Below are 20,135 nucleotides of genomic sequence, written 5' to 3'. Positions count from 1 at the left end.
TACCCCTCCCGGAGCGCGTCTCCTCAGACGCCGTGAGTTCTGTCATCGTCGCGTCATTCGCCCAGGATCTGCGAGTTGACCTGGTCGTCGAATGACTTCAGCGCCGACTTCGCCGACTGACTCGGGTCGGTGATGGACGGCAGCACGGTCGACTCGAACGTCGCCGACACCTGAGCGATCTGTGCGACGGGCGTCATCGGCAGGCCGGAGTGCGGCAAGACCTCGTTGAACGCGTCGAAGAACGGGGAGTTCCACGGGGCCCCGGTCAGGCCGTTTTTGATCGGCGGGAACGCCTCGAGCGCGTTCAGCTTCTTGAGGTTCGACGGCTCGGCGAGGAACGCGACGAGCTTGCCGGCCGCCTCCTTGTTCTTGGAGTTCTTGAAGATGCCCATCTGCCACCCACCCGCGACACTGGCCGTCGACTGGCCCGCGTGCTGCACCGGCAGCGCGGTCGTCGCATAGTCGACGCCGTACTGGGCCTTCGGGTTGTCCGTCAGCAATGCGGTCTGCTGCCATGGTCCGCCGAGCATGAACGCGAGCTTGTTCTGCGAGAACAGTTGAGCCAGCGTGTCTCCGGTCATCTTGTTCTCGCCAGGAGGCGTCACTCCGGCCTTGACGAGCGACTGCAGTAGTTCGGCGGCCGCGACGGTGCCATTCGACGACGCGGAGACGGCCTTCGTCCCATCCTTGTTCAGGATCTTGCCCTCGGCGACCTTCATCCATGGCCCCAGCGACTCGTAGGTCAGCGAGTAGTCGTTGTCGCTGGCGAACGCGAACCCGTAGACGCCGGTTCCGTTGAACTTCTTGGCATCGGTCACCAGGTCGTCCCAGGTCTTGGGCGGAGAGGAGATGCCGGCCTTCTTGAGGAGCGTCGGGTTGTACCAGAATGCGCGGGCATCTGTCGTGAGCGGCAGCGTGAGCTGCTGTCCCTTGACTTTGCCGATGTCGACGAGGCCGGGGATGTAGTTCGACATCTTGATCTTGTTGCTGCGAATCGCATCGTCGAGGGGCGACAGGAAGCCGGCTGCGGCCCAGGTGCGCACATCGGTGTGGTTGACGCGACCGACATCTGGTCCTGCACCGCTTCGCAATTCGGTGGTCAGTTTCGTGTCGTAGTCCGCGAACGGGATCGACTCGACCTTGACCTTGATGTCCGGGTTCTGTTTCTGGAACGAGTCGATGAGGGCTTGCTCGCCCTTCTTCAACGTGACCCCGGTGTTGCCGGTCACGTAGGTGATCGTGACCGGTCCACTGTCTGCCGAACTGCTGCTGCAGCCGGCGAGCGCGGTGCCGGCAAGGGCGATGATCGCCGCCCCTACCGCGGCGCGACCCATGAGACGCATGGAAGCTCCTTTGCTTTGGTGGTACTGGGAAAGTGTGATGCAGACGTTCACATATAGAAACGATGTTCCTATCCGTATACGCTGGCAGGGTTGATGAGGATTGTCAATGTTCATACCCTGGAAACATGTTCCCCTATGTGAACGGAGCGTAAGATAGACGCATGGCTACGGATGCGGATACGGCGAGCGACGCCGACGAGCGACCACGGGATGCCCCAGCCGATGGACGAGCGCAAGGTGTGAAGTCCGCCGACCGCACGCTCGACGTGCTGGAGCTGCTCTCCTCCACCGACACTCTGCTCACGCTCTCGGACATGTCCCGGCGCTTGAACGCGCCGAAGAGCAGCCTGCACAAGCTGCTCGCCACCATGACGAGGCGCGGATGGGTCGAAGTCCAGGATTCCGGTCATCCGCTCTACCGGATCGGGCTTCGGGCTCTGCTCGCCGGAACTCGATACGTCGATGTCGACCAGGTGGTGCGCTTCGTGAACCCGATACTCACGACGCTCACGGATGAGCTGCAGGAGGCATCACACCTCGGAAGGCTGGACGGAGCCGACGTCGTCTACCTGGCGAAGCGCGAGTCGCCGCAGCCGTTGCGCATGTACAGCGCGGTCGGCCGGCGCATCCCGGCCCACGCCAGTGCGATGGGCAAGGCGCTGCTCGCGCAGCTCGACTGGGAGGTCGTCGACGAGCTGCTCCCCCGGCAGCTGCGGCCCCTCACCGATGCGACCATCACCGACCGGCCCCGCCTGCGCAAGGAACTCGACCTCGTACGAAGTCGTGGCTACGCGACGGATGACGAGGAAAGCGCCGAACTTATGCGGGCCGTCGCCATCGCGCTCCCCATCGCGGGCAACGCCATTTCGGTCTCTGCGCCGACCCTGCGGCTGCCGACCGAGCGCGTTCCCGATGTAGCCAGGCTGCTGCACACCCTCGGTGATGCGCTCCCCGTTACAAAGGGATGACCTATGCCGACTGAGCTGCTGATCGGCGGGTACACCGAGAGTCTCCCGCATGCGGAGGGGCGCGCGCCCGGTGTCATGGCGAGCCGCTTCGACGACGGCGAGATCTCACCCCCGATGCTCGCCGCGCAGATCCGGAATCCGTCCTGGCTCGCGGCGACGGCTGCCGGTGATGCGGTCTACGCCGTCGAGGAGAACGACGGCGGCGAGGAGGGCGGCATCGTTGCGATGCATCGGGACCGCCAGACAGGAAGGCTCGACATCCTGCAACGTGTTCCGTCTGGCGGCACCGCTCCGGCGCACCTGGCGATCGACCCCTCTGAGCGGCTGCTCGCTGTCGCCAATTACGGCTCGGGCACCGTCGCCGTGCACGAGCTGCTTTCCGACCACAGCATCGGAGAACCGATCGAGGTCGTCCTGCACGAGGGCAGCGGACAGGATGCGGAAAGACAGGAAGCGCCGCATCCGCATCAGGTCGTCTTCGACTCGGTCGGCGGCGTGCTTGCGGTTCCCGACCTGGGCATCGACTCTGTGATTTTCTACCGGCTCGAGGCGGGGAGGGCGGTGGAACGCGATTCCCTGGCGCTGCTTCCCGGAACCGGTCCGAGGCACATCGTCTTCCATCCGGGAGGGCGACACCTCTTCGTGATCGGAGAGCTCAGCGGGGCCGTCGACGTGTTCGTTCGGGATGGCCCGGTCGGCCGTTTCCGGCACGCGCAGCGCATCTCGATCTTGCACGACGAGCATGACGTGCCCGCAGGCGCGGAGATCCTGCTGTCGGCGGACGGCACCACGGTCTTCGCCGGCAACCGAAGCGACGACCCTGCGATCGCGGTGCTGCGCTTCGACTCCGAGCGGTCACGCCTCACACTCTCGTCGCGCGTCTCAGCCCCGCGCACTCCTCGTGCGATGACGCTGGTGGAAGACGACCGCTTCCTTCTCGTTGCGGGCCAGGACTCTCACGAGATCGTCGCGTACGCGTTCGAACCGGAGGTGCACACGCTCAAGCGCCACTCCTCCCGGGACTGTCCGTCGCCCACTGCGGTGCTGGCTCTGTAGCCCTCCGCCCGCACCGGCCCGCCCGTCCCGGTGGTTGAGGAGCACGCCGAAAGGCGCGCCCTGCCGCTGGTTGAGGAGCACACGGCGCAGCCGCGGGCGTCTCGAAACCGCTACTTCGCGGGGGCAGCGGTTTCGAGACGCGCCCGGCTTCGCGGGTGCTCCTCAACCACCGGAGGCCTCAACCTGCGGAGGCCTCAACCAGCGGAGGCCTCAACCTGCGGAGGCCTCAACCAGCGGGACGGACGCGCCGAGCCTCAGACGTGGTTGCGCCACGAATGCTGCGGGTCGTAGCCCAGCACGCGACGCGCCTTGTCGATCGACAGCAGCGTCTCGTGCTCGCCGAGCTCTCGGTTGTGCGACACGTTCGGGAACTCCACGGCAGCGAGGTCACCGTTCGGCCGGTTCGACACGGTGTCTGCGGCGGCGATGATGAACACCTCGAACCCGGTGCCGTCCCACTCCAGGGCCTTCTGGATCGCCTGCGCGCCGTCGCGTGCGTCGATGTATCCCCACGCGTTCCAGCGGCGCTTCTTCGGGTCGTCGTCGTAGCCGGGGAAGGCTGCGTAGTCCTCCGGGTCCATCACGTTCGAGAACCGGAAGCCGACGATCTTCAGCGTCGGGTCCCACCTGGTGAACTGCGTCGCCATCTGCTCTTCGAGGTGCTTGACGAGCGAGTAGGTCGACTCCGGGCGAGCCGCGTACTCCTCGTCGATCGGCAGGTAAGGCGGGTCCTGGTCGAACGGAAGCCCGAGCACGGTCTCGCTCGATGCGTAGACGATGTTGCGGATGCCCACCGTGCGCGCAGCCTGGAACACGTGGTACGTGCTGAGGATGTTGTTCTCGAAGGTCGCGACGTCGCTGCGAATGCCCGGCGCAGGGATGGCGCCCAGGTGCACGATCGCGTCGTACCCGACCTGGCGGTTGCCCTCGTGGACGCCGGAGAGGGCATCGACGACCTGTCCGTAATCCGTGAGGTCGACCTGCAAGAAGCCAGGACCACGGATGCCCGCCACGTCGAATGACGTGACGTCGTGCCCTGCCTCTCGCAACACTCGCACCGCAGTGCGTCCGAGCTTTCCTGATCCACCGGTGAGAGCGATGCGCATGGGTGTCAGTCTGGCATGGACGCCCGACGCGCGAGGGCCGGTCCCTCATCCCCGGGGAACGATGCCCGCGGCACCGTACCTGGGGACGCAGAGCCTACGCCCCGTCGGACTCCAGCGCCGCGATCTCCTCGGGCGTCAGGTCGATGACCGACTCCTCATCGTGGGCGACGACGCCGTGCCCGAGCGGAAGGGTCAGGATGAACGTCGTGCTGCCCGGCTCGCTGTCCACGGCGACGTCCCCGTCCTGGGCGCGCACCACCGCGCGCACGATCGCGAGCCCGAGGCCCGTCGATCCGGTGTGCCGCGCACGCGAGGGGTCGCCACGCGCGAATCGCTCGAACAGCACCGGCTGGAGGTCGTCAGGGATGCCCGGGCCGTTGTCCGTCACCGTGACGACGGCCTTCTCCCCTTCCACCCGCAGGGCGGTGTCGACCACCGTGCCCTCCGGCGTGTGCACGCGCGCGTTCGTCAGCAGGTTCGCCAGCACCTGGTGCAGCCGCTTCTCGTCGCCGATCACGGTGACGGGTTCGGACGGCAGGTCGACGTTCCAGGTGTGATCCGTTCCGGCGGCGTGGGCGTCCGACACCACGTCGATCACCAGCCGCGAAAGGTCGACGGGATCGCGATCGAGCTCGCGGCCCTCGTCGAGACGCGCAAGCAGCAGGAGGTCTTCGACCAGATCGGTCATCCGATCGGCTTCGGACTCGATGCGGCCGAGGGAGCGCACCGCGATGTCGGGCAACGGCTCAGGGGCACGGCGGGTGAGTTCGGCGTAACCGCGGATCGACGCGAGAGGCGTGCGCAACTCGTGCGAGGCATCCGCCACGAACTGCCGCACCTTGTTCTCGCTCGCCTGCCTGGCAGACAGCGCGGATGACACGTGGCCGAGCATGTGGTTGAACGCGGCGCCCAGCCTGCCCACCTCGGTGTGCGGGTCGGCGTCCTTCTCGGGAACGCGCACGGCGAGCGCGACCTCACCACGGTCCAGCGGCAGCCGCGACACCTCGGTGGCGGTCGCCGCCATACGCTCCAGCGGTCGCAGCGACAACACGACGATGAGAGTGCCGATGGCCCCCGCCGCGACTATGCCAACCGCTGTGACCGCGAGGATGATGGTGAGCAGTCGCGCCGTCGTCGCCTGCACGTCGGCTAGGGGAAGACCGATCACGAGCTCGTTGGAGTCGGGCAACTGCAGCGCGGCCATGCGGTACTGGCCGAGCGTGCCGCCCAGGTCGACAGTGAACGGTGTGCCGTCCTGCGGCACGGCGGCGAGCTTCGAGCTCACGTCGGGTGCGAAGGTCTGCGCGGTGGCGGCCTGGTCCCGTCCGAGATAGGCGATGGATGCCTGTCCATCAGCCGTCACGAACGCCGCGACCGTCCCCGGCGAGAGGCCAGACGCCCTGACGACCTCGCTGACGATGGCCTGCGCGGTCGCGCCGCCCGGTGCAGTGGCCACGTGCAGTGCCACCACCTCGCCGCGGTTCACGGCGTAGTTGAGCTGCTCGTCGAGCCGCTGCACGAGGTAGCCCTGCAGAAGCAGAGCGCTGAGCAAGCTGATCACGACGCCCAGCACGGCGACGAGGGAGACGACTGCGAGCACCAGACGCGTGCGCAGCGTCATCCGACGCAAGCGCCGACGCGACCGCGGCTTGCCGGGGCGCGCCGCCTTGCCCGGTCGCGGCGTACCCGAGCCCGATGCACCCGGCGCAGAGCCCGATGCGGGCGTGCCCGAGCGCGGCGTGGCCGTGCCGGCACCGGCATCCGGCACAACGGCGTCGGGCGCGGCGCCTGCCGTGCTCACGTTCTGATTCCTTTCGCGGGAGTTGATCGGTGTGATCACTCCGCAGCTTTGACCATGTACCCGGCGCCGCGCACGGTGTGGATCATCGGCGGACGACCGGCGTCGATCTTCTTGCGCAGGTACGAGATGTAGAGCTCGACGACGCTGGAGGTTCCGCCGAAGTCGTAGCTCCACACGCGGTCGAGGATCTGCGCCTTTGAAAGCACGCGACGCGGGTTGCGCATCAGGTAGCGCAACAGCTCGAACTCGGTTGCGGTGAGCGAGATCGGCTCGCCGGCACGGGTCACCTCATAGGAGTCCTCGTCGAGCACGAGGTCACCGACGACGATGCGCGGGTCCTGGGTGTCGGCGATCAGCGCACGCGACCGGCGCAGCAGCGAACGAAGCCGGGCGACCAGCTCCTCCAGGCTGAACGGCTTGGTGACGTAGTCGTCGCCTCCCGCGGTGAGGCCGGCGATGCGGTCGTCGAGCGAGTCCTTCGCCGTGAGGAACAGCACGGGGGTCTCGCCGCCGTTCTCGCGCATCCTGCCCATCACCTGCAGCCCGTCGATGTCGGGAAGCATGATGTCGAGCACGACCGCGTCGGGGTTGAACTCGCGAGCCGCCGTCAGCGCCTGGTGGCCCGTCGCGGCGGTCTTCACCTCCCAGCCCTCGTACCGCAGAGCCATCTGGAGAAGGTCGGTGAGGGTGTGCTCATCGTCGACGACGAGGATGCGGATCGGTGAGCCGTCTGCGTGATGCAACGGCGTCGCCAGGGGACGGCTCTGGGTTCGCTCGGTCGAGGTAGAGGACATGTTTCCCATTATCGAAAATCGAGTCCGAAGCCACTGTGCGGAACTTATGCGAATTCTGAGAGAAACCCATCGAAGCGTTCAGGATTCCGCGAGCGTGCGGCCCCGCAAAACCCCATGGTCGAATCACAACCTCGCCATAGGGACGCCACAACACGAATGCCTACGTTTCGAGCGAACCCACTCAAGGAGGCTCATGTTCGGAACGTACCTGCGCCGCGAGCTGCTCGGCCGCCGCAGACAGACCATCATCATCGCCATCGGTATGGCGCTGGCGATCGCACTCGTCATCATCGTCAACTCCGTCGCAGCCGGGGTCAAGAACGCGCAGGCCCAGGTGCTGCAATCCGTGTACGGAGTCGGAACGGACATCACGATCACCCAGCCGGTGAGCGCGCCGACCGCCGGAGCGAACGGGCAGCAGGGCCCGCGTTTCGACTTCGGCTCCGGCGCGGGAACGCAGTCCGGTGGCAGCCGCAAGATCGACTCGTCGCGTCTCGCGGTCGGCTTCGGAACGAACACGATGGCCGACTCCACCCTCACGAAGGTGAAGGCCACGGATGGCGTCGCAGGGGCATCCGCCGTGCTGGCGCTCAACGACACCAGCTTCAGCGGCACCCTCCCGAACTTCGCCGACCGCGGGCAGGGCGGCCAAGGCGGACAGAACGCTCAGAACGGCGGAGGGGCGCAGTCGCAGACCGGCGGCTCTGACGGCAAGGGCGGCAGCTCCTTCTCGGTGAACTCGTTCAGCGTCATGGGCATCACGCCCGGCGGCCAGGCGGTCGGTCCGATCGCCTCCACCGCGCTCGACAAGGGCCGTACCCTCAAGGCCAGCGACAAGGGCGCCAAGGTCGCCGTGCTCGACGCCAGCTACGCGAAGTCGAAGAGCCTCTCCGTCGGCGACACGATCAGCATCGGCGGCAAGGACTTCACGATCGTCGGCACCGTGAAGCCGACCGGTTCCGACTCCGCGACCGCATCGAACGTCTACATCCCGCTCGATGTCGCGCAGAGCCTCTCCAGCGAGACCGGCAAGGTCACGACGGTCTACGTCTCAGCGAAGTCGGCGAGCGATGTCGACTCGCTCAAGGCGTCCCTGCAGAAGACACTGCCCAAGGCGACCGTCTCGACGCAGGCCGACCTGGCATCGAGCGTCTCCGGCTCCCTCGGCAGCGCCAGCCAGCTCGTGTCGAACCTCGGCACGTGGCTCTCGGTGATCGTGCTCGCCGCTGCGTTCCTCATCGCGATCCTGTTCACCATCTCGGGCGTCACCCGTCGCACCAGGGAGTTCGGAACCCTGAAGGCGATCGGCTGGTCGAACGGCCGCGTCGTCGGACAGGTCGCCGGCGAGTCGGTCGTTCAGGGTCTGATCGGCGGCATCGCGGGCATCGTCATCGGCCTGGTCGGTGTCTTCATCGTCAACGTCGTCTCTCCGACTCTCACCGGCGGAGTCTCACGCGGTGGGGTCGGCGGTGCGCTGGCGGATGGCGCACGACGAGCATTCGGCGGAGCGACCGGCGGCACGGGGGGCACCGGCACGACGGGCGGAGCGGGCGGCTTCGGCGGCGGGAACGGCGGAGGCGCATTCGGAGGAGCAGCCCGCGCGGCGGCGGGGGCATCAACCACGCAGGTCGACCTCAGCGCCCCGATCACCGTCTGGATCATCGTCGCGGCTGTGGGCCTCGCCGTGCTCGGCGGTCTGCTGGCCGGCGCGATCGGCGGATGGCGGGCCTCGCGTCTGCGGCCGGCCGAAGCACTCCGCTCGGTGCAGTAGCACGCGGGGCGCGCCACGCACCGACATCCGTCAGCTCAACGACAAGGACCTCAGATGTACACCCTCAAGAACGTCACGAAGCAGTACCCGGGCAAGGGACGCAAGGTGACTGCGCTCAATGACGTCACGCTCGACATCCCGAACGGCCAGATGGTCGCCATTCAAGGTCCGACGGGCGGTGGAAAGTCGACCCTGCTGCAGATGCTGGGAGCGCTCGACAGGCCGACGTCCGGCACGATCGAGCTCGACTCGTCGAGCCTCGGAACACTCGGCGACCGCAAGCTCGGCGGGCTGCGGGGCAGGGAGATCGGCTTCGTCTTCCAGGGCTTCAACCTCATCCCGACGCTCACCGCGCAGGAGAACGTCGAAACGGCGCTCGTGCCGCTCGGAGTGCCGGCCGCTGAGCGCAAGGAGCGAGCCACGAAGGCGCTCGAGTCGGTCGGTCTCGGCGATCGCGGCGATCACCGGCCCGCCGAGCTGTCCGGCGGCCAGCAGCAGCGCGTCGCGATCGCCCGGGCCATCGTCAAGGAGCCCGACGTGCTGCTGGCCGACGAGCCGACCGGAAACCTCGACGAGGAGACCCGCGACGAGATCATGGACGTGCTCGAGGGTCTCTGGCGCGACCGCGGCCTCACCCTCGTGATCGTCACCCACGACTCGGCGGTGGCCCGGCGAGCGCAGCGGCGCCTCCACATCAAGCAGGGAAAGGTGAAGGAGGTCGCCTGACCTCTCCTAGCTGCGTGGGCGCCTCACGTCGGCCAACTGAAAATCGGAGTTCTGCCACGACACGCCGTGATCCCATCAGGGGTCACGGCGTGTCGTGGCAGAACTCCGATTTCGGCAGTGGCGCCGGGATGGCGGCAGTGCGATGGATGACGCCAGGCGGCGTCATCCATCGGGTCAGCGCGTCAGCGTCGACTCGGCCGGGTCCCAGCCCTCGGGCAGCACGGGCGTCGGGGTGAACGTGCTGACCACGTCGACCCACTCGCCGGTGTCGGCTGCCTCGATGGTGGAGACCATGATGTCGAGAGCGTGGTACGCCTGCTCACCGCTGGCGCGCTCCGGCACCCCGGCCCGGATGGCCCGTGCGAGCTCGACCACGCCGGTGCCGCGCGCTGCGCGCTCGCCCTCGACCACGATGGTCTTGGGGTCGCCGTCGCTGTGCAGCACGAGCTCGCCGACGAACATGTTCGGGTCGTTGACCTCGAGCGCGCCGTCGACACCGGTGACCTCGAAGAGGGTGCGGGGCAGCTTGGAGTCGAAACTGAAGATGCTCTGCGAGGTCTGGCCGTTCTCGAACTCGAAAACGGCGGAGACGTGCGAGGGCACGGTCACGTCGAAGGTCTGGCCGGCGAGCGGGCCCGATCCGATGGTGCGCACGGGCTTCGCCTTCGAGGCGACGGCGGCGACGCGCTTGACCGGACCGAAGAGCTGAATGAGCGCGGTCACGTAGTACGGGCCGACATCGAACAGCGGGCCGGCGCCCTCCTGGAAGAGGAACGCGGGGTTCGGGTGCCACGACTCCGGCCCGGGCTGCTGCATGAGCGTCAGTGCGGTCTGCGGGCGGCCGATCGCGCCGTCCTCGAGCAGCCGACGCGCGGTCTGGATGCCGCCACCCAGGAACGTGTCCGGGGCGCACGCGACACGGAGGCCTGCGGCGTGTGCGGCATCCAGCAGCGCGCGGCCGCTCTCACGGTCGAGAGCGATCGGCTTCTCGGTCCAGACGTTCTTGCCGGCACGCACCGCCTGCAGCGCGACCTCGGCGTGCACCTTCGGGATGGTCAGATTGACGACGATCTCGATCTCGGGGTCCGCGAGCAGCTCCTCGACGGTGCCGTGCGCGGGAACGCCGAACTTCTCGGCCTGCGCCTTCGCCGCTTCAGGAAGGATGTCGGCGATGAAGCGCACCTCGACGTCGGGGAACGACGTGAGGTTGGTCAGGTACTGCGTCGAGATGTTGCCTGCGCCGATGACGCCGACGCCAACGGGACCGGTCTTGGTGTTCTCGGCGAAGTTCGCCGAGACGGTCGTGGACTCGCTCATGCGAGACCCTCCTTCGTGAGGTAAGAGAAGCTGTCGGCAACAGCTGTGAAGCGGTTGTCGCGGGAGTCGTCGAGCTCGATCACGCGCAGCGCGTTCGGCGCGGCCTCGATGATCTCACGGATGGGGAGGCTGCCGGAGCCGACAGCCACCTGGTCCTTGGTCTCCTTCGTGGCGGGACCGTCCTTGATGTGCAGCGCAACGACGCGGTCGCCCAGACGGCCGAGCACATCGACGGGGTTCTCTCCGCCGACGGCCACCCAGTAGGTGTCGAGCTCGATGACGACTGCGGGGTCGAGCTTGGAGGCGAGGTACTCCAGCGCGTTCTGTCCGTCGATCTTGTTCTCGAACTCGTGGGCGTGGTTGTGGTAGCCGACACGTACACCGTGCTCCGCTGCGATGGTCGCCGCGTGATTGAGCTGAGCCGCGATCCCGTCGACCGATTCGGCCGTGGTCCAGCGCTCGTCGGCAACGTGCGGATCGATGACGGTCTCGATGTCGAGCTCGCGGGCAGCATCGAAGATCGAGGCGATCTCCTCGTCACTCTCTCCGACGAAGTGCACGTGCACGGTCGGGGCCGAGAGCTTGGCGGCGACGAGCGCGTCGCCGAGCCCGGGGAAGTTGGTGAACGCGAACGGCTCGACCTGCGTGAAGCCGACCTCCGCCAGCTTGTTCAGAGTGCCCTGCAGATCGTCTTGCAGGGCTTCGCGCACGGTGTAGAGCTGCACGGAAACCGGTGAGGTGGTCACGATTCTCCTTTGAGTGATGTGCGGTTGCCGTTCGGATGCGGGCTCGGTCGATGTGCGGTCTCGATCCCGACGTCGCGCACAGAACGCCTTGCGATCCATCTAAGCAGGCTTTTGACGGCACCTAGCGCAAAAGTCGCCGGAGGCTGCCCTCGCACGCTCGGGCGGGTGGCACGGCAGCCAGGCGCGGTGCCACCCGCCGGTCCCTGGATCCGACGATGCCAGCCCTCGATCCGACGATGCCAGTTATAGAACGCCGGTGAGAAAGGAGTGCGCGCGGCGCATGGCCGCCTCGGGGTCGGGCGACAGGTCGTTCTCGGCGAGGATGGGGCCGCCGAACCCGGCGCGGCGCAGCTCCTCGAAGACCCCGACGAAATCGACGTCGCCTTCACCTGCATCTCGGAACGCGAGATACCGTGCCTGCCTGTCGTGCGCAGCGACGGCGGCATCGGCTGCTGTCTTGTCGACATCCTTCGCGTGCAGGTACTCGATGACGGATGCGTGTCACGCGCGAACGCCACCGGATCCGAACCGCCGGCCAGAATGTGCCCGGTGTCCATGCACATGCCGATCACCGAGGTGTCGGCGGTCTCGAAGAACGCGTCGATGTCGTCACGGCTCTCCAACGGAGTTTCGATGTGCGGATGCACCAGGAGCTTCACGCCCAGGGCGCTCGTGCGCAGACCGGCTTCGGTGAAAAGCGTGCCGAGCTTGCGCGACCAGCGCTGGTCATCCGACCCGCGATGCATGCCGACCGTCACCGGAATGCTCGTGATGCCGAGCGTCGAGACGATGCGTGCCATCACCTCGAAGTGATGGAACTCGACGATCCGCTCCGATTCGTCCCAAAGATCGGCGGCCGCGAAGATCGAGGACAACGGCAGATCGTACTTCGCACTGAGGTCCGAGATCGTGCCGATCCTGTTCAAGAACTGCAGATCGGTGCGCGGGTCGTCGTTGAGCAGTCCTGGCTTGACGTAAGACGTTCCCTCGACATAGGAGTAGCCGAGCTCGCGAGCGAGCCGGAACCCGCGCTCGAGACCGTCGAAGTCGTCGACGGACCAATCGCCGCCCTCGAACGTGAAGATGCAATAGCCGAAACGCCGCGTCATCGCGCATCCTCCTCCGGTCGGCCCGGACTCACGTGTTCGGGTATGTGCTGCTCGACCCAGTTCCAGCTGAACTTCGCACTCTCGAACGGCTCCATGCTTGCGCGGTCGACCTCGATGATCAGCCAGCCGTCGAACCCCTCAGCGAGATCGTCGAGCACGCCGTCGAGATCGATGTCGCCCAGACCAGGCTCGAGGAAGAATCTCTGGTCGGCGACTTCGTAATAGGGGGTCGGGTGCGAACGGCTCGCTGCGGCGATCGAGAGGTCCATGTCCTTGACGTGCAGATCGAGGAGTCGGCTCTTGTGCTTGCGGAGCATGGCTCGGTAGTCGATGCCCGCCCACGCGAGGTGACCGATGTCGAGCGACGCGCCGAGGATGTCCGGGTCGACGTTGTCGAGCACGTAGTCGATCTCGTACTCGGTCTCGATCCACGACCCGATGTGGTTGTGCAGTCCAGCACGAACACCCTCGGCCTTCAGCACGGCGGCCGCCTCGCCGATGTACTCGACGACGCGATCGAGCCGATCCTGCCGGAAGGCCGCACCGACAGCCGTCGCCTCGGCGATCCTCGGGTTGCCGTCGAAGATGAGCTGCCCGGCGAGAAAGACGCTGTTCAGTCCCATGAAGTTGGTCTCCTCGGCCCTGCGCCGCACACGATCGAACCACCTGACCCACTCGGCGCTGCCCTTCACCAGCCCGATGCCGTTGTCTTCGGGCAGACCGATGTCGACGTATCCGGGTGCGGGCGCGAGCTCGACCGAATCGAGCATGCGGCGGTAGGCCTGAAGCGTCTGCGTGTTCAGAACCTCGAGCATCACGTTGTCGAATCCCGCCTTCTTGACCTGGCGGTGAACGGCCGGCTGCTCCGAACGCCACGCAGGGTCGTCGTAGAGCCAGATCGGCTTGTCGGCTGGGCCTCCCGGAGGCTGCTTGAGGTTGATCCACTGCAGCGCGTTCAGCGCGACCTGCGAACGGGTGATCATGACGGTGCTCCCTTTCTGTGGTTGGGGTGCGCGGAGCCGGTCGGATCCGCTGGGTCGAATGCGGGGTGATGCGTCGAGTGGGTCATCCCTTCACCGCTCCACCGAGAACTCCACGCACGAAGTAGCGCTGCAGAGCGATCACGAAGATGAGCGGGATGACGATCGAGAGGAACGTCGCGGCCATGAGCGCCCCCTGCCCCTGCGTCGTCTGCTGGGCGAGCGCAGCTACCTGCACCGTGATCGGCTCCGGCACGCTCGATCCGCCCAGGAAGATCAGCGGCGTGAGCAGATCGTTCCACGACCAGAGGAACTGCATGATGGCCAGTGACGCCATGGCCGGGAAGGCCAGCGGGATGACGACGGATCGGAACGTGCGCAGTGCTGACGCCCCGTCGACGCTGGCGGATTCGAAGAGCTCCTGCGGGATGCCTGCGATGAACCCGCGCAACAGGAATACGCCGAACGGAATCGTGAAGCCGACCTGGTAGATCCAGATCGCCGGAATGGTGCCGGAGAGGCCCAACACATTGAAGATGCGAAGCAACGGCACCAGCGTGATCTGCGGTGGCGTGACCAGCATCGCGACCAATACCAGCGACAGCACCGTGCGGCCGGCGAATCGCATGCGCGTGAGGGCATATGCGCCGATCACGGAAAGCACAGTCGTCATCACTGTCACGGGGATCGCGATCGCCAACGACGTCGCGAGGCTGCCGGCCACACCCACCTGCTGAAGTGCGAGCTGATAGTTGTACCCGGTGAAGAGCGGTTCGACGAACGCCATCCACCATCCGGACGTCGAGGAGTCGTTCTGGGTCCTGATCGACGTGATGAAGAGAGCGAGGATCGGGACGAACCAGCTCACCATGAACACGATGACGATGAGGTGGACGAGCCATCGCCACGACCATCGCGTCGCGTCGCCGCTGTGGCGACTCGATGGTCGGCGGAGGCGGAGATGCTGCTCTTGATGGTGGTGGTCATGATCGTGACTCCGCCCTGAACTGGTGGATGTTGATGAACACGATGGGGAGCGCGGCGACCAGCAGGATCACCGCGATGGCGCTCGCTCGCCCGAGGTTGTTCGCCGAGAAGAGCTCGGTGTACATCTGATTGGCGATCACGTTGGTTCCGTAGTTGCCGTTGGTCATCACGTAGACGATGTCGAAGACCTTCAGCGCGGCGATGATCTCGGTGGTGACCACCACGAGCACGGCGGGCAGGATGGACGGCAATACGATCGCTCGGAAGATGCGCCACTCGCCGGCCCCGTCGAGCCTGGCCGCCTCCATGAGCTCCCCTGCGACGTTCTTCACTCCCGCGGAGAGGATCAGCGTCGCGACGCCGACCGAGAGCCAGATCGCAATGAGGATCAGGGCGAGGTTGTTGATGACCGGTGTCTGAAGCCACGCGACCGGTTGAACGCCGGGGATCAGGGTGATCAGCGCGTTGAACGTTCCGATCTGCGTCGATCCGGGCGGCTGATAGGAGTACATCTGGGTCCAGATCACCGAGCCCGCGGTGAACGAGATCGCCGTGGGAAGGATGATCAGGGTCATCGCGAGACGTTCGTACTTGATCCGGTCGAACAGCACCGCCGCCACGAGGGCGAGCACGAGCGTGCCGATCGGAAAGACGATCAGCCAGACGATGTTGTTTCCGATCACCGAGAGCATCTCGCCCTGAAAAGCCCAGACGAAGTTCTGGAAGCCCACCGCTGCCGTGGTGTTGGCGTTGAAGAACGAGTAGATGATCGTCGCGATGAGCGGGTAGAGCAGGATCAGGATGACGAGCACGAGCGGCCCGAAGAGCCACACCCAGGGACGAAGACTCCGTCCCGGGCGCTTGGGCAGCAGGGTGAGGATCCGCTCGCCCAGTCCCAGCGCCAGGTACACGACGATGGGGATGACGATGGCACCGATGATGATCAGTACCGGCACGTTGTCGATGAGATTCATCTGTCCGACCCCGGGTGCGGCTCTGTCGGGCTCACTGTGAGGCGGTCTGGATGGACTGCAGCACCGAGTCCAGGGTCGATGGATCGTGCAGGTAGGTCACGACCCCCTTGTAGAAGGCGCTCGACGTGGCCGAGTTCATCAGCGAGTTGGGCCCAACCTGCAGTTTGGTGGAACTGGTCCCGAAGTACGTCTTCGCGATCTTCTGCAGCGTCGCGCTCGGATAGGCGCTCACCGGCGCGTTGACGTTCGCAACCGGCCAACGGTTGAGGGAAGCAAGGTACGACTGGGCCGCCGTCGAGGCCATGAACTTCAGGAAGGCCTGCGTCGTCGCGTTGTCGTTGAAGGCGATGCTCGTCGTGGACTGGAAGAGCTCGTCATCCTTGTACTGCTGGTCCATCGGCGGAACGCGGTAGAAGTCGATCGTCTTGCCGGGCACGGCCGTCGAACCGATCAGGCCGGGAACCCACGAGCCCCACAGCACGGCTTGGCAGGTCGCGGGGCTGGCGCTGAGGCCGTTGTATCCGGTCGCGATGGGCGTGGAGAGAATGCCCGCGACGCCACCGGAGACCTTCCTGTTGTCTCCGATGATGGCGCCGAACTGCTGGAACGCGTTCTTGACCTGGGAGCTGGTCCAGGCCAGGGTTCCCTCACCCCACTGGCGATAAAGGTCGGGGCCGTACTCCTTGAGGAAGATGTTCTCGATGTACTGCCCGCCCGGGAATCCGCTCGAGGCTCCCGCATTCTGCGCAGCGCACCACACGGGCGTGCCCTTGGCCGCCTGCTGGTCCGTCCAGTCGGTGATCTGGGACCAGCTCGTGGGATTCTTCGGTCCGGTGTATGCCTCCGGGTTGTACCAGAGCATGAAGTTGCTGAACCCCTGATAGACGCCGTAGACGCTGCCGTTCACGGAGGCGTCGTCGAGCAGCGCCTGGCTGAAGTTCTGCTTCAGCTCGCTGCCCATGACCTTGCTGAGATTCATCACCTTGCCCTGTTCGGCGTAGGCGGCCGCGGTGCCCATCGCGATGTCGGCGATGTCTGGCGGGTTGCCCGCCTGCAGTCGCGACTGCACGATGTCGTTGACGTCGGGTGATCCGGTGTAGTTGACGGCGGTTCCCGTACCCTCCGTGAACGCCTTGTAGACCTGCTGCAGGGTCTGACCCTCCGCGCCGCTGTTGGCGCCGAGCATCGAGATGGACGATTCGAGCTTCTGGCCCTTCGCGAGGCTCTTCGCCTCGGCGACGGCGGCCTTGTAGTAGGACTGCTTGCCGGTGGTGCCCGATCCGCCTTGGGCTTGTTCCTCGGAGGCGCAGCCGCTCAGGACGATGCCGGAGACGGCCACGGCCGCCACCAGACCGAGGATTCGCGCGCGCGTTCGGGTCGCGCTGTGTGTTTTCATCGTGATCTACTCCGATCGATGGGTGTGGTGCAGGGGTTCCGCGCCTAGCGGCGTGGTCATGCCTCACCCGTGCCTGCGGGCGAGTCGCTTTTTCGGGGTTCGGGGCGGTCGACCGTGCTCGTGATCCGGACCACGGTCTCTGTCGCGGTGGACGTCTGGATCGCCTCGAGAACCTCGAGAACGTGTCGGGCCAGCGCGCCGCTCGCACGGTGGGGCTCGCCGCCGATCGCATCGACGAGATCGGCGACGCCGAATCCGCGCAGCAGCTGCACACCGAGGTCGTCCGACGCGCCGGACGGCGGCAGGACGGGTGGGATGATCAGCCAGTCAGCGGCTGCTTCGTGATCGCTCGAGTCGTGCGTGCGCACCGTCACGTCGCCGTCGAAGCCGTTGGGGTCAGGCAGGGTCAGCGTGCCCTTGTCGCCGTAGACCTCGATGAACGGCAGGTGGGTGTCCCAGGCGTCGAAGCTGAGCATCATGGTGACGATCACCCCCGACTCCAGGCGGAGGATGGCGCCGGCGTGGGTCGGCGTCGTGACCTCGATCGTGTCGACGTGGCGGTTCGGCGCTGTGACGGTCCGAAAGGGCGCGCCGATGCGGTTGAAGCCGGCGACTGTCGCGACCGGCCCGAGCATGTTGACCAAGGCAGTCACGTAGTACGGGCCGAGGTCCAGCGAGGGCCCACCGCCCGGCTGGAACAGGAAGGTCGGGTTCGGGTGCCACTGCTCGGCCTTCGAGTGGGTCACGAAGGCGACTGCGCCGATCGGCGCCCCGATGGCTCCGGCATCGATCGCGGCGCGCGCGGTCTGGGCTGCGCTCCCGAGGAACGTGTCGGGTGCGGCGCCCAGGAGAAGTCCGGTTCGCTCCGCGGCGCCGAGCATGGCTTCGCTGTCCGCCAGGGTGGCGGCAATCGGCTTCTCGACGTAGACGTGTTTGCCGGCATCCAGTGCCTGTATCGTGACCGCGGCGTGGGCGACGGGTGGCGTGATGTTCACGACGACGTCAATGGCGGGATCGGCCAGCAGCGCCCCGATCGTCGGATATGCCGTGATGCCGGATTCCTCGGCAAGCCTGGCGGCGAGTTCTGGAACAAGGTCGGCGCAGCCCACCAGCCGCAGCTGCGGGAACCGCCGCATTCCCTCCACGTACCGCCGGGAGATGTTCCCGCAGCCCACGATTCCGACGCCCGCCGGGTGACCGGGATCGAATGCCTGGCCGCTGATGGCGGCCACATCGTCGTTCTTCATTGAGCACTCCATGTGTTCGGAGAGGAATCCGGTGTATCTGCCCAGGGTATTTGTGCCCTGTTTTGCTCGATGCTAATGACGCTTTCGCCGATTGGCAAGCAAAAGTTCTGAGTATGTCGCCGATAAGATGACCGGCAGCCAGCGCAGTATGGTGAGCGCGGAGAGGAAACCGATGTCTGATCAGGAGAGGCGGGCTTCGTCCGCCAACGGCTCCGCTCCCGGCATCGGCGCTGTGCTCCAGATCTTCCGCGACGGGCGAGCACGCACGAAGGCTGAGCTCAGCCACACCACCGGCCTGGCACGATCGACGGTTTCGTCTCGTGTTGACGCGCTTCTCGCTGTCGGACTCCTCTCACCGGCCGGCGAGGCCGCGTCGTCCGGCGGCCGTCCTCCCGCGCGCCTGGCCTTCAACCCCGGAGCCAGGGTCGTCGTCGCCGCCGATCTCGGTGCCGCACACGGACTGGTCACGGTCTGCGACCTGACGGGCGCCGTGCTCGCGAGCGAGCGTCGCGAACTGTCCATCGCCCTCGGACCGGAGAAGGTGCTCGACTGGCTCATCACGGCGGCGAAGAGTGCGCTGGCCGAGAGCGGCCACAAAGTGTCCGAGGTCGCGGGCGTCGGCATCGGGGTTCCCGGCCCCGTTGAGCATTCGACCGGACGACCGAACAAGCCGCCGATCATGCCGGGCTGGGACGGCTTCGACATTCCCGGGTTCGTCGAGGAGCGCTTCGCCGGACCCGTGCTCGTGGACAATGACGTCAACGTCCTGGCGCTCGGTGAGCAGGTCACCGTGTGGCCGGAGGTCGAGGACCTGCTGTTCGTCAAGGTGTCTACCGGCATCGGCGCCGGCATCATCAGCGGCGGCCGCCTCCAGCGTGGAGCGCAGGGAACTGCCGGCGACATCGGTCATGTGCAGGTGCCTCATTCGGACGACCCCGAGCGACAAGCCGACGACGATCGCGATCTCGAGGCAATCGCCGGGGGGATGGCGTTGGCCGCCGAGCTCTCCACGGACTCGCGCAGCGTCGTCACCAGTGCCGACGTGGTCGGGCTGCTCGACAACGGCGATCGGGATGCGATCCGCACTGTGCGTCAGGCGGGCCGCGCGGTCGGTGAGGTCTTGGCGACATCGGTCAATCTCCTCAATCCTTCGGTCATCGTCATCGGGGGAAGCGTCGGCAATTCGGGCGAACACCTGCTGGCGGGCATCCGCGAGGTCGTCTATCGCAGGTCGACGCCGCTGGCCACGCAGCACCTCACGATCGTGCAGTCACGCGCGGGGGCGCTCGGGGGCGCCATCGGAGCAGCGCACCTGGTCATCGATCACGTGCTCTCGCCTGAGCGCATCGACGACGCGCTGCGGGGATGAACACCACGTCGCGGCCACGACGCGCCGTGCGAAGTACGGCTACGAACCCAAGAGACGGTTCGTGATCGCCTGAACGGCGCCGTCGAGCCGATCGATCCGCTTGTTCACCGCGGCCAGCTCGTGCTTCAGCCCGACGAACTCTCCGCGCATCTCTGCACGGAGACCGCCCACCTCGGCGCGGATGACCCGCGAAAGGCGCGCCACCACGAACGTGAATCCGCCCAACGCGGCGGCCGCGAAGACGCCGATCAGCGTCCAGGCCTGGGGTTCGGTCACGATCACTCCTCCATTCTTTCTGATACCCAACACCGTGTCACCGGCTGATGGCCGATGTGATGCCCCAGGGCGCATCTGTGCAGCCGCGGGCATTCGCCGCGGCTGGGGAGGAGAAGTCGAGCGAGATCGACGGAAACGCAGTCACGCCTGGCGGACGCTGCGACCCGAG

The 20,135-nt window shown here is 66.5% G+C and carries 18 protein-coding genes; 5 read left to right on the top strand and 13 right to left on the bottom strand.

Annotation, left to right across the window (positions count from 1 at the left end; translation table 11 throughout):
- Nucleotides 1–53: 53 nt before the first annotated feature.
- Nucleotides 54–1,343 carry an ABC transporter substrate-binding protein gene (locus tag ACYVDN_RS16500; protein WP_460573339.1) on the bottom strand — a complete coding sequence of 430 codons (1,290 nt, stop codon included), beginning with the start codon at nucleotides 1,341–1,343 and terminating at the stop codon, nucleotides 54–56.
- 161 nt (nucleotides 1,344–1,504) lie between these two features.
- Here ACYVDN_RS16500 and ACYVDN_RS16495 point away from each other — a divergent pair, with 161 nt between their 5' ends.
- On the top strand, nucleotides 1,505–2,311 hold the full coding sequence (locus ACYVDN_RS16495) for an IclR family transcriptional regulator (protein WP_460573337.1): 807 nt from the start codon (nucleotides 1,505–1,507) through the stop codon (nucleotides 2,309–2,311).
- Between the two features lie 3 nt (nucleotides 2,312–2,314).
- On the top strand, nucleotides 2,315–3,367 hold the full coding sequence (locus ACYVDN_RS16490) for a lactonase family protein (RefSeq protein ID WP_460573335.1): 1,053 nt from the start codon (nucleotides 2,315–2,317) through the stop codon (nucleotides 3,365–3,367).
- 254 nt (nucleotides 3,368–3,621) lie between these two features.
- Here the strand turns inward: ACYVDN_RS16490 and ACYVDN_RS16485 are convergent, their stop codons facing one another.
- The 3 genes from ACYVDN_RS16485 to ACYVDN_RS16475 form a co-directional block, all read right to left on the bottom strand.
- Nucleotides 3,622–4,473 carry an NAD-dependent epimerase/dehydratase family protein gene (locus tag ACYVDN_RS16485; RefSeq protein ID WP_460573333.1) on the bottom strand — a complete coding sequence of 284 codons (852 nt, stop codon included), beginning with the start codon at nucleotides 4,471–4,473 and terminating at the stop codon, nucleotides 3,622–3,624.
- Between the two features lie 94 nt (nucleotides 4,474–4,567).
- Nucleotides 4,568–6,274, bottom strand: a complete 1,707-nt coding sequence (locus ACYVDN_RS16480) for a sensor histidine kinase (protein ID WP_460573331.1) — start codon at nucleotides 6,272–6,274, stop codon at nucleotides 4,568–4,570.
- A 35-nt stretch (nucleotides 6,275–6,309) separates the two neighbouring features.
- Nucleotides 6,310–7,068: a response regulator transcription factor gene (locus tag ACYVDN_RS16475; protein WP_460573329.1), complete on the bottom strand. Its 759-nt coding sequence runs from the start codon at nucleotides 7,066–7,068 to the stop codon at nucleotides 6,310–6,312.
- Nucleotides 7,069–7,261: 193 nt separating this feature from the next.
- On the opposite strand from ACYVDN_RS16475, the gene ACYVDN_RS16470 reads away from it, so the two are divergent.
- Both ACYVDN_RS16470 and ACYVDN_RS16465 read left to right on the top strand, forming a co-directional pair.
- On the top strand, nucleotides 7,262–8,839 hold the full coding sequence (locus ACYVDN_RS16470) for an ABC transporter permease (RefSeq protein ID WP_460573327.1): 1,578 nt from the start codon (nucleotides 7,262–7,264) through the stop codon (nucleotides 8,837–8,839).
- 54 nt (nucleotides 8,840–8,893) lie between these two features.
- Nucleotides 8,894–9,565 (top strand): ABC transporter ATP-binding protein, encoded by a 672-nt coding sequence (locus ACYVDN_RS16465; protein WP_460573325.1) that lies wholly within the window; start codon nucleotides 8,894–8,896, stop codon nucleotides 9,563–9,565.
- Between the two features lie 174 nt (nucleotides 9,566–9,739).
- Here the strand turns inward: ACYVDN_RS16465 and ACYVDN_RS16460 are convergent, their stop codons facing one another.
- The 8 genes from ACYVDN_RS16460 to ACYVDN_RS16425 all read right to left on the bottom strand — a co-directional run bounded on the left by ACYVDN_RS16460 (nucleotide 9,740) and on the right by ACYVDN_RS16425 (nucleotide 18,321).
- Nucleotides 9,740–10,882, bottom strand: coding sequence for a Gfo/Idh/MocA family protein (locus ACYVDN_RS16460; protein ID WP_460573323.1), 1,143 nt, complete (start codon nucleotides 10,880–10,882; stop codon nucleotides 9,740–9,742).
- A complete protein-coding gene (locus tag ACYVDN_RS16455) occupies nucleotides 10,879–11,628 on the bottom strand; it encodes a sugar phosphate isomerase/epimerase family protein (RefSeq protein WP_460573322.1) in 750 nt (249 codons plus the stop codon). The genes ACYVDN_RS16460 and ACYVDN_RS16455 overlap by 4 nt, the downstream gene beginning before the upstream one ends.
- The gene (locus ACYVDN_RS16450; RefSeq protein ID WP_460573319.1) at nucleotides 11,625–12,737 is read right to left on the bottom strand and encodes a sugar phosphate isomerase/epimerase family protein; all 1,113 of its coding nucleotides are present in this window, start codon (nucleotides 12,735–12,737) and stop codon (nucleotides 11,625–11,627) included. Before ACYVDN_RS16450 ends, ACYVDN_RS16455 begins: the two co-directional genes overlap by 4 nt.
- Complete coding sequence (locus tag ACYVDN_RS16445) at nucleotides 12,734–13,720, bottom strand: sugar phosphate isomerase/epimerase family protein (protein ID WP_460573317.1); 987 nt, start codon at nucleotides 13,718–13,720, stop codon at nucleotides 12,734–12,736. Before ACYVDN_RS16445 ends, ACYVDN_RS16450 begins: the two co-directional genes overlap by 4 nt.
- 82 nt (nucleotides 13,721–13,802) lie before the next feature.
- Nucleotides 13,803–14,585: a carbohydrate ABC transporter permease gene (locus ACYVDN_RS16440; RefSeq protein WP_460573315.1), complete on the bottom strand. Its 783-nt coding sequence runs from the start codon at nucleotides 14,583–14,585 to the stop codon at nucleotides 13,803–13,805.
- A 115-nt stretch (nucleotides 14,586–14,700) separates the two neighbouring features.
- Nucleotides 14,701–15,678, bottom strand: a complete 978-nt coding sequence (locus ACYVDN_RS16435) for a carbohydrate ABC transporter permease (RefSeq protein WP_460573313.1) — start codon at nucleotides 15,676–15,678, stop codon at nucleotides 14,701–14,703.
- 31 nt (nucleotides 15,679–15,709) lie between these two features.
- Nucleotides 15,710–17,074 (bottom strand): ABC transporter substrate-binding protein, encoded by a 1,365-nt coding sequence (locus ACYVDN_RS16430; protein WP_460573311.1) that lies wholly within the window; start codon nucleotides 17,072–17,074, stop codon nucleotides 15,710–15,712.
- A gap of 56 nt (nucleotides 17,075–17,130) precedes the next feature.
- Complete coding sequence (locus ACYVDN_RS16425; RefSeq protein WP_460573309.1) at nucleotides 17,131–18,321, bottom strand: Gfo/Idh/MocA family protein; 1,191 nt, start codon at nucleotides 18,319–18,321, stop codon at nucleotides 17,131–17,133.
- Between the two features lie 172 nt (nucleotides 18,322–18,493).
- Between ACYVDN_RS16425 and ACYVDN_RS16420 the strand changes: the two genes are divergently transcribed.
- Nucleotides 18,494–19,690: an ROK family transcriptional regulator gene (locus tag ACYVDN_RS16420; protein ID WP_460573306.1), complete on the top strand. Its 1,197-nt coding sequence runs from the start codon at nucleotides 18,494–18,496 to the stop codon at nucleotides 19,688–19,690.
- A 39-nt stretch (nucleotides 19,691–19,729) separates the two neighbouring features.
- Here ACYVDN_RS16420 and ACYVDN_RS16415 read toward each other — a convergent pair whose 3' ends face one another.
- Nucleotides 19,730–19,966, bottom strand: coding sequence for a hypothetical protein (locus tag ACYVDN_RS16415; protein ID WP_460573304.1), 237 nt, complete (start codon nucleotides 19,964–19,966; stop codon nucleotides 19,730–19,732).
- Nucleotides 19,967–20,135 lie beyond the last annotated feature (169 nt).

Source organism: Humibacter soli (genome assembly GCF_054779035.1).
The sequence above is the reverse complement of the archived record's forward strand: the minus strand, read 5'-3'. Positions and strand labels throughout refer to the sequence as shown.